This window comes from Rhizobium sp. BK313 (genome assembly GCF_014193655.1).
GTDB lineage: Bacteria > Pseudomonadota > Alphaproteobacteria > Rhizobiales > Rhizobiaceae > Rhizobium.
Genome location: NZ_JACHZQ010000004.1, coordinates 568,812 through 582,760 on the forward strand (window position 1 = coordinate 568,812; position 13,949 = coordinate 582,760).

The 13,949-nt window shown below is 60.7% G+C and carries 12 protein-coding genes; 3 read left to right on the forward strand and 9 right to left on the reverse strand.

What is annotated here, in order from left to right:
* Positions 1-18: 18 nt before the first annotated feature.
* Positions 19-774 (reverse strand): 2-keto-4-pentenoate hydratase, encoded by a 756-nt coding sequence (locus FHT86_RS22840; RefSeq protein ID WP_183868877.1) that lies wholly within the window; start codon positions 772-774, stop codon positions 19-21.
* A gap of 165 nt (positions 775-939) precedes the next feature.
* Complete coding sequence (locus tag FHT86_RS22845; protein ID WP_133709745.1) at positions 940-1,887, reverse strand: NAD(P)-dependent oxidoreductase; 948 nt, start codon at positions 1,885-1,887, stop codon at positions 940-942.
* Between the two features lie 422 nt (positions 1,888-2,309).
* Between FHT86_RS22845 and FHT86_RS22850 the strand changes: the two genes are divergently transcribed.
* A complete protein-coding gene (locus tag FHT86_RS22850) occupies positions 2,310-3,107 on the forward strand; it encodes a FadR/GntR family transcriptional regulator (RefSeq protein WP_133709746.1) in 798 nt (265 codons plus the stop codon).
* A gap of 128 nt (positions 3,108-3,235) precedes the next feature.
* Here FHT86_RS22850 and FHT86_RS22855 read toward each other — a convergent pair whose 3' ends face one another.
* The 4 genes from FHT86_RS22855 to FHT86_RS22870 all read right to left on the reverse strand — a co-directional run bounded on the left by FHT86_RS22855 (position 3,236) and on the right by FHT86_RS22870 (position 8,163).
* Positions 3,236-4,165, reverse strand: coding sequence for an NADP-dependent oxidoreductase (locus FHT86_RS22855; protein WP_133709875.1), 930 nt, complete (start codon positions 4,163-4,165; stop codon positions 3,236-3,238).
* Between the two features lie 253 nt (positions 4,166-4,418).
* Positions 4,419-5,915 (reverse strand): MDR family MFS transporter, encoded by a 1,497-nt coding sequence (locus FHT86_RS22860; RefSeq protein WP_133709747.1) that lies wholly within the window; start codon positions 5,913-5,915, stop codon positions 4,419-4,421.
* Positions 5,916-6,165: 250 nt separating this feature from the next.
* Positions 6,166-6,642, reverse strand: coding sequence for a nucleoside deaminase (locus FHT86_RS22865; RefSeq protein ID WP_133709748.1), 477 nt, complete (start codon positions 6,640-6,642; stop codon positions 6,166-6,168).
* A 99-nt stretch (positions 6,643-6,741) separates the two neighbouring features.
* Positions 6,742-8,163, reverse strand: a complete 1,422-nt coding sequence (locus FHT86_RS22870; RefSeq protein WP_133709749.1) for an aldehyde dehydrogenase family protein — start codon at positions 8,161-8,163, stop codon at positions 6,742-6,744.
* Positions 8,164-8,277: 114 nt separating this feature from the next.
* On the opposite strand from FHT86_RS22870, the gene FHT86_RS22875 reads away from it, so the two are divergent.
* Positions 8,278-9,177, forward strand: a complete 900-nt coding sequence (locus FHT86_RS22875) for a LysR family transcriptional regulator (RefSeq protein ID WP_133709750.1) — start codon at positions 8,278-8,280, stop codon at positions 9,175-9,177.
* Positions 9,178-9,203: 26 nt separating this feature from the next.
* Here the strand turns inward: FHT86_RS22875 and FHT86_RS22880 are convergent, their stop codons facing one another.
* The 3 genes from FHT86_RS22880 to FHT86_RS22890 all read right to left on the reverse strand — a co-directional run bounded on the left by FHT86_RS22880 (position 9,204) and on the right by FHT86_RS22890 (position 12,637).
* Entirely contained in the window at positions 9,204-10,076 is an 873-nt protein-coding gene (locus FHT86_RS22880) for an ABC transporter permease (protein WP_133709751.1), read from the reverse strand.
* Positions 10,076-10,996 (reverse strand): ABC transporter permease, encoded by a 921-nt coding sequence (locus tag FHT86_RS22885; protein WP_133709752.1) that lies wholly within the window; start codon positions 10,994-10,996, stop codon positions 10,076-10,078. The genes FHT86_RS22880 and FHT86_RS22885 overlap by 1 nt, the downstream gene beginning before the upstream one ends.
* Before the next feature lie 114 nt (positions 10,997-11,110).
* Complete coding sequence (locus tag FHT86_RS22890; protein WP_166656912.1) at positions 11,111-12,637, reverse strand: ABC transporter substrate-binding protein; 1,527 nt, start codon at positions 12,635-12,637, stop codon at positions 11,111-11,113.
* A 170-nt stretch (positions 12,638-12,807) separates the two neighbouring features.
* Between FHT86_RS22890 and FHT86_RS22895 the strand changes: the two genes are divergently transcribed.
* On the forward strand, positions 12,808-13,941 hold the full coding sequence (locus FHT86_RS22895) for an ROK family transcriptional regulator (RefSeq protein ID WP_133709754.1): 1,134 nt from the start codon (positions 12,808-12,810) through the stop codon (positions 13,939-13,941).
* Positions 13,942-13,949 lie beyond the last annotated feature (8 nt).

The following is a 13,949-nucleotide window of genomic DNA, read 5'->3' on the forward strand; positions in this document are numbered from 1 at the left end:
TCACTGTGCCTGGGGACCTTAAACGAGAGGCAGCGAAACGGCTCCCAGCACGCCGAAATCGGCGCTGACTGTTTCGCCGGGACAGCTGACAGGGGCATTTACGCGCGAACCGGTAATGATGACCTGTCCGGTTTTGAAGCCGCCGTAGCCGCGGGCACGGCCATTGGCGAGCCAAGTCAATGCTTCCAGCATATCGGTAAGAGACGGTCCGTTATCGACAGTCGACACCGCAGTCCCAATTCTCAGCGTGATGGCGAGACGCGATAGGTCGATGTCCTGCCAGTTCTCCTTTGCTGCGCCGACGGCGACACCGGAATTGTTTTGCAGGTCGGCAATAACGGTAAGCCGCGGCACCTCCAGCTTAGGATTGAAACGCGTTCCCAGGATTTCGAGGGAAGGATGCAGCGATGCGATCGCCGCCTGGACCTCCTGCCGGCTGTAAGGTGTGTCGCGCGGCGGCAGCTCCTTGCCGAAACGGACGCCGACTTCAGCCTCGACGATGGTCGCCATGGAGCCGGCAATGTTCAGGACATCGCCGCCGCTACGGTAGACACCGGCGAGAATGGGCGAGCAAAGCGGCTGCGGGCCGGTCCCGGCTGCGATCTTCCAACCGCCGATCGCCTCTTCGCTAAGTTCGACCAGCTTATCTTGAACTGCATAGGCAGCCTCGACACTTTCGGGAACAAAATCGTCTGCCAACCCCTCAAGATAGAAGCCGCTGCGCCGAGCGCTCAACAAATTCCTCGCCGCCGCGACAACACACTTCTCTATCAAGGTCTTCTCCCCTGCTCTATTGTCTGGAATTCCGGAAAGCCGGGACCGAGCGCCGCAGCATAAAATCCGATCTGATATGTGATTTTGGCAATATTAATTGCTAAGGCGATCCCGTCAAGCCGCGAAGTCGCACTTGCTGTCAACAATAAGCGTTGCGAGATAACGTCAATAACCCTTGTCGCGCAAGACGATGCCATGCATGCGCTGGAGATCACCTGCGTGATAGGCGGCGATGTTCCCCAGCAGAATTTCCTCCGCCCGTGCCTCCGTCGATGAGCCGGTCGAGGAGATGTGTGCCGTTAGGTGTACATTGGGATGGGTGTAGAGCCAGTGGCCCGGTGGTGGCGGCTCTGGATTGGTAACGTCGAGGCTTGCCATGGCGACGATGCCGCTATCCAAGGCGCGACGCAGCGCATCGGTATCGACGACCGCCCCTCGCCCGACATTGACGAGATGCCCCCCACGTTTCATCAGGCCGAAAGCACGGTCATCGAACATGTTCCTGGTTTCCTCCGTCAGCGGCGTACTGATCAGGAGATGGTCGCTCGTCCGCAACACCTCTTCCAATGACGCCGCCTCGACGCCGTCCATGCCACTTGAGCCGGCCGTGCGTCTGGAGCCGAGCACACGCATGTCGAAGGCCAGGGCGCGGCGAGCGACCGCGCCGCCGATATGGCCGAAACCCACGATGCCGAGCGTACTGCCGGCGAGACCGCCAATATCCCGTCCACCCCAATCCTCGCGACTGCTGACCCAGAGCGCCGGCAGCCTCTTTTCGAAGGCGAGCATGGCCGTCAGCACATATTCGGCGATCGCGACCGCTTGCGCACCGCGCGAAACGGTGACCAGCGGCACTTCGAAGAACCATGCCGGAAAGCGGTCGATACCGGTCGAGCGCATATGCACCCAGCGCAAGTTGCCAGGCCAGCCTTGCGGCCGTGGAGAGGATGGCGACAGCTTTCCGCCAATACCAGGATCGACCAACAACACCTCGGCATCCGCTGGCGGCGTCCATGGCGCATCTGCAGCAACCGGCACGAGGCGAACCTCACTATCGAGTGCGGCACTGACGCGGTTCGTGAAGGCTTCGGAATATTGATGCGCAATGATCATGGATTGGTCCGATCTGGGAGCTAGTCGATCCGCAACCCTGTTTTTGCATCGAAGACATGGGCGCGTGCAAGGTCGGGAAGCAGGTGAATGGTCTACTCGACCCTGAAGCTCACGCGATCGTGAAACAGGATCGAGACCGACGTCGTTCCAAGGCAGGCATTAATTTCGATTATGCGCCGAGCCTCACTCAGTCCGTTTTGTCGAACAAACTGGTCGATGTGGCGCTAGTAGGCACGCGCACACAAGACATGGTAGAGTCTTCCGTCGAGATAGGGCGCAACGAGAACGACCGAATCGACATCGAGCAACTATGGAACCATTACGAGCAACCGAAAACATCAGCGTAAGGCCCTCAAGAGCCCATCATAAGCTGAAGATCTCACTCGTATTGGCTCTTCAACCAGGAATGAGAGTCCGGGATAATGAAATACGGCATTGATGCGACGCCTGCCTCTCGGGTAAGCCCGGAAACGAAACTGATCGTGACGCAGTCGCCATTCGATGCCTACGTGCGCAAATATGGCACGATCCCGCGGCGCGGCGTCTTCGGCTATTTCGTGCATGAACTCGGCCGCCGCATCGTCGGCGGTGATTATCCGGTCGGCACGACGCTTCCGAACGAACCGGATCTGGTGGAGCAATACGGCATCAGCCGCACCGTGATCCGCGAAGCGATGAAATGTTTAGCCGGCAAGGGGCTGGTGGAAATCAAGACCCGTGTCGGCACTCGGATCAAGGAGCGCTCCAACTGGCATCATCTCGATACCGACGTCATGGTCTGGTACTACGAGACCGGGCCGTCGGTGGAGATCATGCGATCGATCAAGGATCTCCGGCGCGTGCTGGAACCGGAGGCGACGGCACGAGCCGCCGCCCGCGGCACCGCAGAGGACCTTGCAGCCATCGCCTCTGCCTATGAGGACATGGTTTCCACCATCGGCGACGTCAACATCAATGCCGATGCCGACCTGCGCTTCCACACCGCAATCTTCGCCGCCACCCGCAACATGGTCTATGCGCAGCTCATCGATTTGATTGCCGTCGCGATCTATGCCAACCGCGCGATTTCGAGCCATGACGAAGTGGCGGAAGGCCAAAAGCGTTCCCTCCCCTATCACAAAGACGTCCTGGACGCGATCATCGCCCGCGACCCCGATGCGGCGCTCAAGGCCTCGCACCGCCTGCTCGATTCCTGGCGCATCGATCGCTACGATTTCTGAGGCGGCAAGGCGCAGCTCCAAAAGCCGCTCACTGGCAAACGCTCTTCACACTCCGCCTCGCCTGACATAGCGCCGCAAAGGTCGCGCGATACGTAAGAAGCGCGTGACTTTCACAACAAAACAATAGGTTACGCCCCGATCTTCAAGACGATCTTGCCACTGGGATGCGGGCGCGTACCTTCCAGCATTTCATGCGCGAGTCTGGCGTCGGCAAAGGGCAGGACTGCGCCGACATTGGTTACGAGTTCGCCGGCATCGAGCATCGCGGCAATCTCCGTCAAAGTCGCCGTCGTCACGTTGACAAGGAAGAAGGCCGCTTCCACGCCATGGCGCTTGGCCTCCTCCTGATCCGGCTGCGAGACGGCCGAGATCAGCGTGCCGCCCGCACGCAGCACCTGGAAGGACCGCGCCTGCGTGTCGCCGCCGACAAGATCGATGACGGCATCGACATCGTGCACCTGCTCTTCAAACGGCTGGCTGCGGTCGATAACACGATCCGCACCGAGTTGCTGGACACGCTCGATATCACGGGCGCTCGCGGTGGCGGTGACTTCCAGGCCGGCGCGGCGGGCGAATTGCACGGCATAGGCGCCGACGTTGCCGGCAGCGCCATGGATGAGCACGGACTGGCCGCGCACGAGCTTTGCCTGATCGAACAACGCCTGCCATGCCGTCACGGCTATCACGGGAAGCGAAGCCGCCTCGACATCGCCGAGCCAGACCGGCTTCTTGGCGATCATGCCGGCGGAGGCTATCGCATAGTCCGCATAGGCGCCGATGAAGCGGGGATTGGTGACGCCGAAGACGGCATCGCCGACCGCAAACTCGCTCACCCCGGGGCCTACGGCCTCGATGATGCCGGCAAGGTCCGAGCCGAGCGTCAGCGGCAAAGGTTGCGGAAGCGCGCTTTTGCCGGCACGGATCCAGCCGTCCCATGGGCCGACGCCGGCCGCGCCGACGCGGATGAGCACTTCGCCATTGCCCGGCTGCGGGCGGGCAATCTCCTCAATGATGATGGCCTCGACCCCGCCGAATTGATGGACCCTGGCGGCCGACATCATCGGCCCTGCGGCGATCTGCTGCGATGTTTCTTTGTTGGTGTGCGTGTTCATGAGCTGCATTCCTTCGTGTTGAACCAAGGCCATCGAGCGGCCTTTCATGACGGAGAAACTGCTGCAATCCGGCGGATTTGATAATTGCCCTTCTACCGGAAGGATCATCAAGCAAGAGCGGATAATCGCAAAAATGAAACCCGGCGGAGTACATCGTATCTCGCCGGGTTTGTCCATCATCCAGGAAATGGGCAGAAAGTCAGTGCGTCATCGCTTCCTGCGCATCCGTCTTCGATACTTGCCGGCGTCCGGCATCGTGGGCCACGGGAATGAGCCAGGTGGTGGCAAAAGTCAGGATAGCGACGACGACGACGCCCCAGAAGCTCCAGTGCAGGGACGCATCGAAGACACCGCGGATCGCCGGATCGCCGGCGAGGTCAGAAAGGCCCGTCGGCTGGTTCAGCACGTCGTGTAGTTTGGCGGCCAAATCGCCGCTGCCGAAATGGGCAATGCCAATGTTGAGCACGGCGCCCAAGGCGGTTGCACCGAGCGTATTACCGAGGCTGCGCGAAAAGATGATCGACGCCGTGGCACTACCGCGCATCGACCATTCCACACTCTCCTGTACGAGTACGATGCTAGTGAGGCTGATCAGGCCCATGCCGAAACCCATCAGGAAAGAACCGATACCGGCCAGGATCGGGCTGCTCTCCGGTGTCAGGAACAGCAGGAAGGCGGAGCCGAAGGGGAACATGAAGCTGCCGACACGCAGCGTCCTGCGAATGCCGAAAGTGCGGAAGAAACGGCTGGACAACATCACAGCCAACGGCCAACCGACAATCAGCATCGTCAGCGTGAAGCCGGCCACGAGCGGCGAACGGCCGAGCACGCCCTGCACGTAGATCGGCAAGATGGTCGTCAGCCCGATCAGCGCCATGCCGGCCAGAAGCGTGGCCGCATTGCTGGTCGCCACCAGCCGCCGCCCCCAGAGCTCGATCGAGATGATTGGCTCCGGCGCACGCCGCTCTTGCCAGAGGAACAGCCCGCCGGTGACGACGAAGACGATCGCGAGCGGACCGAGGATGCTGAAGCCGGAATCGGTTTCGGTGAGGATTACCAACAGCGAGATGATCGATATCGAGAACAGGATCGTGCCGAGGTAATCGATCTTTGCCTCGCGCGGGGTGATCTGCTCATGCAGGAAGAAGGTGAAACCGATGATGGTCAGCACGCCGACCGGCAGGTTGATCCAGAAGATCCAGGCCCAGGAAAGGTTGTCGACGATGATGCCGCCGGCAAGCGGACCGATAACAGCCGACACCGCCCAGACGCTGGCGAGCACGCCCTGCACCTTGGCGCGTTCCTCCAGCTTGTAGAGATCGCCGACCACGGTCATCGTCACCGGTTGGATCGCACCGGCACCAAGGCCCTGCAGCAGCCGGAAGGCGATCAGCGAGGCCATCGACCAGGCAAAGCCCGCCAGTGCCGAACCGACGAGGAAGATCAGGATGCCGCCGATCAGGATCGGCTTGCGGCCGAAAATATCCGACAACTTGCCGTAGATCACCGTCGTCGTGGACTGCGCCAGCAGGAAGGCGGAGAAAACCCAGCTATAATAGGTGAAGCCGCCGAGCTGACCGACGATGCGGGGCATGGCGGTGGCGACGATCGTCGCCTCGACTGCAACCATGAAGGTCGCGAGCATGATCGAGACAATGACCAACGGACGTCTCGAACGATCGGCCGTACTGGACATGACATTCCTTTCTGACTGTTCCGCCCGGCCGCAAACGCGTGCAGGCCGTCAACACGGCCATGGACGGAATAATAGGTATTTGAGATCAACGTCGGCGGGTTAAGCAACTATAGGGGCGTTGGCCTGCTGAATCGTTATAGCAGGCATTGCATACTTGCGCCCGCAGATGTCAACCATTTAACGAAGCCACGTCTCGCTCAACCGCTTCACGTTTTTATGAAAAATTGAACCGGACGGCGAAATCCCTGGCTCACCATACGCCATCGTGAAGCGCCGTCGCCTCTTCGCAAAGCATCGGCCCCACCACCTCGACCTTGCGCTGGCCCGCCTCGAAGACCACGCGACAAGGCAGATCAAGCGTCGGATTTTCGGGATGATTGCCGGTAATCGCCTTCAATTGGCTTTCGCTGAGGCCGTAGACGACACGCCCGACGCCAGCCCAGTAGATGGCGCCGGCACACATGGCACATGGCTCCGCAGAGGTATACATGGTGCATTGCACGAGGAAACCCGGCGAATATTGCTGCGAAGCCCGCGTCATCAGTACACGCTCCGCATGGCCAGTCATATCCTGCGTCGGGTTATAGGCGTTTTCCTGCTCCATCAGCACTGTGCCGTCAGGTCCGACGAGAATGGCCCCGAAAGGATGATTGCCGTTCACCAGTGCTCGCGACGCCACCTCGAACGAACGGCGTAAAAAGGCTTCGTCATCGAGCGGTGCGGTCATTGGGTCCAAGCCTCACAATGAACAGGATATCAGCAGCTTGCGTGATGCAGACCCGGCTGACAAGTCGCTATTTCGAGGCAGGAGCAGGAGATCAACTACTCATGCGGCTGTAATCACGCTCTTCGGCTCCAGATAGGCCTCCAACCCAAAGACGCCGTATTCACGCCCGATACCGGATTGCTTGAAACCACCGAAGGGCGCCATGGGCTCGTTGTGGAAACCATTGATCAGCACGCGCCCGGCCATAATGCGCGAGGCGACCGCACGGGCGCGCTCCGGATTGGAGGAGACAACATAGGCCTGCAGGCCGTAGACGGTATCGTTGGCGATCGCGATCGCCTCCTCTTCGCTTCCGTAGGTGAGGACACAGAGGACGGGGCCGAAGATTTCCTCGCGGGCGATTGTCATATCGTTGGTGACATCATTGAAAACGGTCGGTTTGACGAAATAACCGCTCTCCAGACCATCCGGCCGCCCCTCGCCGCCGACAAGGACGGTCGCCCCTTCCTGGATCCCAAGATGGATGTAGCGCTGCACGCGATCATATTGCTTTTGGCTCACCATCGGACCGATCGCGGTTGCGGGATCACGGGGGTCACCGACCTTGATGCCGGCGACCGCAGCCTTGAGCATAGCGTTGAATTCCGCTACGCGCGATTCCGGCACAAGCACGCGCGTGCCCGCAATGCAAGCCTGACCACTATTGGCGAATCCGGCGGCGATCACGTGCGGGATGGCCTCAGCAAAATCGGCGTCATCGAGAACCAGCGTCGGTGACTTGCCACCCAGTTCCAGCGTCACCCGCTTCATGGTTTCAGCGCCTGTGCGCAGGATGGCCTTGCCGACGGCGGTCGAGCCGGTAAAGGAGATCTTGGCGACATCGGGATGACTGCTCAGTTCGGCGCCGACCACATCGCCGCGACCGTTGACGATGTTGAACACGCCGGCGGGCAGACCCGCATCGTGCAGGCACTCCGTCAGGATCTGTGTCTGCAAAGCGCTCATCTCACTCGGCTTGATAACGGCGGTGCAGCCGGCGGCAATCGCGGTCGCGAGCTTGTTGCAGATGAAACCGTAGTCATTGTTCCAGGGCGTGATGAGGCCGACGACGCCGAGGGGCTCCATAATCACCTGTGCCGATCCGATCCGCCGAATAAACTCATATTGCTCGAGCGTTTTCGCGGCGTTCAGAAAACAATCGGCCGCATATTGTGTTGCCCAGGCGGCACGGGAAACCGGCCCGCCGTATTCCTCTATGGTAGCCTCCGTCAGGGCGTCCGCCTTTGCGAGAACGGCATCGTGCAGACGATGCAACAAGGCGATGCGTTCCTGCTTGCTCGTGTGTGAGAAGAACGGAAAGGCCCGTTTGGCGGCCGCGATGGCGCGGCGTGCATCTTCGGCATCACCGAGCCTGACCTTGCCGATAACTTCGCCCTTTGCCGGATTGAAGAGATCGAAAAGCTCTTCTCCGTGCGGCGTGACGAAGCTGCCGTCGATATAAATCCTGTCAATGATCCGCATGATGGTCTCCTTGCCGGGCTGATCCCGGTATCTCTGGCTATTTCCGATATAAGCCGATAGGTTTGCATCAATAAGCAGGACAAAACGTCTTGAGACAGTGCGGAAATCGGGATAATGCATAAGTCCGGACTGATCGAACTCGAAGCCGTCATCGCCGTCGCCCGGCGCGGCAGTTTCCGGGCTGCGGCGGTGGAGCTCGGCATGTCATCGACGGCGCTGAGCCATGCCGTCGCCGGATTGGAAGCCCGGCTCGGTGTGCGTCTGTTCAACCGTACGACCCGCAGCGTATCGCTTTCGGCCGCCGGCGAGCAGTTCGTCGCCACCGTCGCGCCCGCGCTTTCGGACATCCACGGCGCCATGGAAGCGGTCAACAGCCACCGCGACACGCCGGCCGGTTTGTTGCGTATCAACAGTTCAGCAGGCGCCGCGCGCCAGATCTTGACGCCGATCGTTCTCGAATACCTCAGACGCTATCCGGACATGCGGGTCGACCTCGTGACCGAGGGCCGGATGATCGATATTATCGTTGATGGCTTCGATGCCGGCATCCGCACGGTGGATACCGTTCCGAAAGACATGATTGCCGTGCCGTTCGGCCCGCCACTTCGCTTTGCCGTCGTCGGATCTCCCGGCTATTTTGAAATACATCCACGGCCCAGCGTGCCGCAGGATCTGGTGCAACATCGCTGCATCCGTGCACGGTTGCCGAGCGGCGCGCTTTATCGCTGGGAATTCGAAAGGAGTGGCGACGTGGTGACGCTCGATGTTCCCGGTTCCCTGACACTCGATGAGCCGACGCTGATCCTGGAAGCGGCTCGTGAGGGCGCCGGCCTGGCGCATCTTTCGGAATGGTCCGCCGACGCCGATATCGCAGCGGGGCGATTGCTGCGCGTGTTGGAGGACTGGACTCCCTCCTTACCCGGCCTCTGCCTTTATTATCCAAGCCGCCGGCTTCTGCCAGCCGGGCTACGGGCGTTCGTCGATCTGATCCACGAAGTCGGTCGGCATTTTTAATTGCCGAAAAACGCAAAACTTCGTTGCTAGCGACGCGGGTCGAGCATATCCCGCAGGCCATCGCCGAGAATGTTGAATCCGAGCACGGTGACCATGATGGCGAGACCGGGAAACAGCGACATATAGATGTTGAGGCCGAGATAGTTGCGGCCGTCACTCATCATCGCGCCCCATTCCGGCAGCGGCGGCTGTGCGCCGAGACCGAGGAAGGAAAGGCTGGCGGCCGAGAGGATCACCGTTCCAGCCGTTAGCGTCGATTGCACGATGATCGGGCCGATGGCATTGCGCAGGATGTAATGCGTCATGATCCGCCAGCGTGAAATCCCGAGCGAGGTCGCCGCCTCGACATATTCCATCTGCTTCAGCCCCAGCGTCAGGTTGCGGCTGAGGCGTGCATAGACCGGCACCGAGAAGATCGCGATGGCAATCATCATGTTGACGAGGCTGGTGCCGAGGACGCTGACGATCAGGATGGCGAGCACGACGCCTGGAAAGGCAAACAGCACGTCCATGATCCACATGATCGCATGGTCGACATAGCGGCCGGTCATCCCGGAAACGATGCCGAGCGGTACGCCGACAACGGTCGCAAGTCCGACGCTGAGGATCACTTCCAGCAGCGAAATGCGGGCGCCGTAGATGACGCGGGCGAAGATATCGCGACCGTTGTCGTCGGTGCCGAACAAATGGTCGAAGCTTGGCGGCAGCATCGTGTTGATCAGGTCCTGCGCGTAGGGATCGGCCGATGTGATCAGCGGCGCGAAGACGGCGAGGAGCACGATGATACCGATCAATATGCCGCCGAGGAGAATGCCGCGATGGGCGGTCACGCGGCGCCACGCGGTGCGATAGCGTCCAGGCGCCGGTGCCGTTCCACCCTCTGTCTCAAGCAGCGCCATCAGTCGAACCTTATTCTTGGGTTCAAGGCGGCAATCAGCATTTCCGCCAGAAAGTTCATCACCACGACGCCGGTCACCGCAACGAGCGTGACACCCTGGATGACGGGATAGTCGCGGTAACGAACAGAATCGACCAGCAGCCGGCCGATGCCCGGCCAGTTGAACACCGATTCCGTCACCACCGCGCCGCCGATCAGGCTGCCGAAATTCAGGCCGACGATGGTGATGATCGGGAGCAGCGCGTTGCGGAGCGCATGGCTCCAATAGATGCTCGCGGCCGGCACGCCCTTGGCGCGCGCCGTGCGGATGTAGTCCTGCGACAGCACCTCGATCATGCTGGAGCGAGTCATGCGGGCGATGACGGCCATCGGCAGAACGGCAAGCGAGACGGAGGGCAGGATATAACTTTTCCAAGACGTTGCGCCGAGCAGCGGCAGCCAGCCGAGTGAGACCGAAAACGTGTTCATCGCCATCAACGCCAGCCAGAAATTCGCGATCGAGGCGCCGGCGATGGCGAGCAGCATGACGATCTGGTCCGGCCAACGATGACGGAAAATCGCACCTGCCATGCCGGCCGGCACGCCGACGAGGATGGCGAGCAGATAGGATGTGATTGCGAGCGCGATCGTATAGGGCAGACGCTCGCCGATCTCGGAGACGACGGGTAGCTTCGACTTGATCGACATGCCGAGATCGCCCCTCACCGCGCCGTAGGCGAAATCGGCATATTGCGCCGGCAGGCTGCGGTCGAGCCCGAGGCGGGCGCGCATATCGTCGACCGCGGTCTGTGTCGCTTCCGGCCCGGCCATAAGGCGGGCGGGATCGCCGGGCAGCGCGCGAATGGCGAGAAAAACCAGCAGTGAGACGCCGATCAGGATCAGCGGCAGCGCGAGCAGCTTTCTGGCGATATAGGCTTTCATCAGACGGTCATTTCCGGAGGGTGCGGACGGAGACTATGGCATCCGCCATTCAAATGTCATCATATGAATGGCGGATAAGATGCATGGCTGTGGCAGCCTCCGTCCAGCAAATCATCAGTCCTTGGCCGCGTCCTTGACCTCGATCTGGCCACCGGGCACCACCCAGACGCCCTTGACGTTGGCACGGGTCGCATAGAGATCCTGCGTCGTGTAGAGCAGCACATGCGGAGCCTCGTCATTGACGATTTTCTGCGCCTCGACATAAAGCGCATTGCGAGCGCTTTCGTCCAGGGTGGATGCCGCCTTGTCGAGCACCTCGTCCAGCTTCGGCTCGTTGAAGAAGCCGAGATTGGCGCCGGCAGGTGCGGCACTCGCCGAATAATAAAGCGGGCGGAACTGCAAGTCGGCGCCATTGACGCCCGAGGACCACGAGGCGAGGACAGACCCGGTGCCATCGGCCTGCTTGCCGGCCGGATCGGCGAAGGCGGCCTTCGCCCAGACGCCGCTTTCCATGCGGCGAACATCGAGCTTCACGCCGGCTTTCGCCCACATGGCTTGCAGCACCTCACCAAGACGAGCGTCAGGTTCCTGCACGATGATCGAGGTTGCAAAGCCGTTGGGATAGCCGGCATCGGCGAGCAGCTTCTTTGCCTTGTCGACATCATAGGTATAGGGCGCAAGCGTCTTGTCGTAACCAGGTGTCACCGGCGCGAGTGGCGAGTTGGCCGGCGTCGCATAGCCCTGCATGATCGCCTTGACGAGCCCGTCGCGGTCGGTCGCGTAGTTCAACGCTTGGCGCACGCGGACATCATCCAGCGGCTTCAGCTTGGTGTTGAGCGCCACCCAGAAGACGGCAGAGCCGTCGCTCTTGTTGAGCTTCATGTCCGGATTGGCTTCAATCTGCTTGGCGAAGGCCGGCGGCAGCGGGCTGACGACATCGGCATCGCCTGTCTGCAGCGCCATGTTCATGACCGACGGCTCGGACGTCCAGGTCCACTTGATCTCGTCTACCCCTTTCGGCGCACCGCCCCAATAGGTCGGGTTTTTCTCTTCCAACACATATTCGCCGGATTTATACTCCGCGAGCTTGTAGGGGCCGGTGCCAACTGCCTTGCTGCCGATCGTGCCGGCCGCGTCCGCAGTCGGGCTCACCATCAAACACGCGCCGGTGGTCAAAAGCGCCAGAAAGGCTGGGTAAGGATGCTTCAGCTTGAACTGCACGGTCATGGGATCGACGGCGGTAACGCTGTCGATGAAGGTGCGCAGGCGCCCGCTGGCGGCAAGTCCGCGTTTCGTATCGAGATGGCGGGCAAAATTCTTGACGACGGCATCGGCATTGAACGGCGTGCCGTCATGGAAGGTCACGCCTTCGCGCAGCTTGAAGGTCCAAACGAGACCGGCATCGTCGCTCTTCCATTCGGTGGCGAGCGCTGGCTTCAGCGTAAGATCGGAACTGCGGGCAAGAAGGCCCTCATACATCGGGTCCAGGAGGGCGGCCGTATAGGTTGCAGTCTGATCACCTGGGTCCATCGAGCGCGGCGCTTCGGTCTGCATGACGTTCAGCGTCGAGGCCATGGCTGCGATCGGCGAAAACAGCGCGCCGGCGATCACGCAGATTGCGAGCAAGCTGCTGCTTTTCATGAGTTTTTTTCTGAAAATCGTCATCTCGTTCACCCTTTTTGAAGGTCTCTCATCCATCGACCGGGCGATGGACTTAAGTCACTTTTGTAATTTATTACGGTTGATTTGTTCATTTGCTGAACTTATTGTCAAGCCAAAATAATAGGCAAATACCCAGGCGGAACATCGAATTGCTCACCTCCTCGCAGCGACAGCTCCTGCGCGTCATCAGCGAATCCGGCCCACTCAGCCGGACGGTTCTTGCCGCGTCGATGGGGCTCAGCAAGGCGGCGATGAGCGGCATCGCCCGTGATCTGATTACTCTGGGCGTCCTGCACGAGACCGAGACGGTCTACGGCCAGGGCCGGCCGTCGATATTGCTCGACCTGCATCCCGAGGGCGCATTCTTCGTCGGCATTTCGCTGCTGGAAGATCCAGCGCCGATGGTCCTCAGCGATCTCAACGGCAAGATCATCGCCCGCGAGAACATGCCGCTGTCGCGCGATCCGGAGATTATAGCGGGACTGATCGCCGACGCGCTTCCGAAGCTGCTCGACGGGCGACCGGATGTGGCGAACAAATTGTGGGGCCTCGGCGTAGCACTTTCCGGTTTCGTCGACGAGAAGCAGGCCAATTGCGTGCAATCCACGCTGCTCGGCTGGCAGGACGTTCCGCTTGCCAAGATCATCCGGCAGAAAACCGGCATCGAGACCTTCATCGAGAATGATGCCAAGGCGGTCGCCGTCAGTGAAAAGCTATTCGGCAGTGCCCGCGACATCCAGAATTTCAGTGTCGTCTCCTTGGGCGACGGCGTCGGCTGCGCCCATTTTATCGGCGGCAAGCTCTATCGCGGCAATCATGGCGGCGCCGGCGAGATCGCCCATTGTACCATCGAGCCCAACGGCTCGCCCTGCCGCTGCGGCAAGCGAGGCTGCCTCGATACAGTCGCCTCGATAAAAGCGATCAAGGAAATGTCGAAGGCGGAAGGCCTCGCCTGCACCTCCCTCACCGAGCTGGAAGAAGAGGCATCGGTCGGCAACGCCGTCGCTATCCGCATTCTGCATCGGGCCGCCGGCGCTCTTGGCCTGGCAATCGCCCACCTGATCCAGTTCAATGATCCCGGCATGATCCTGATCACCCACGTCGAAGGCAATTTCGATGGGTTGTTCGGCACTGTGGTTCAGCAGTCCATCGAAGCCAATGTGCTGCCGCGCTACGCCGGCCAGACACCGATCCGCACGCAGCGCGTCGACAGCGACATCTGGGCGCGGGGTGCTGCCAGTATCGCCGCCCATAATTTCCTGATTGGTCCCAACCCGAATTGAGGTTTCCC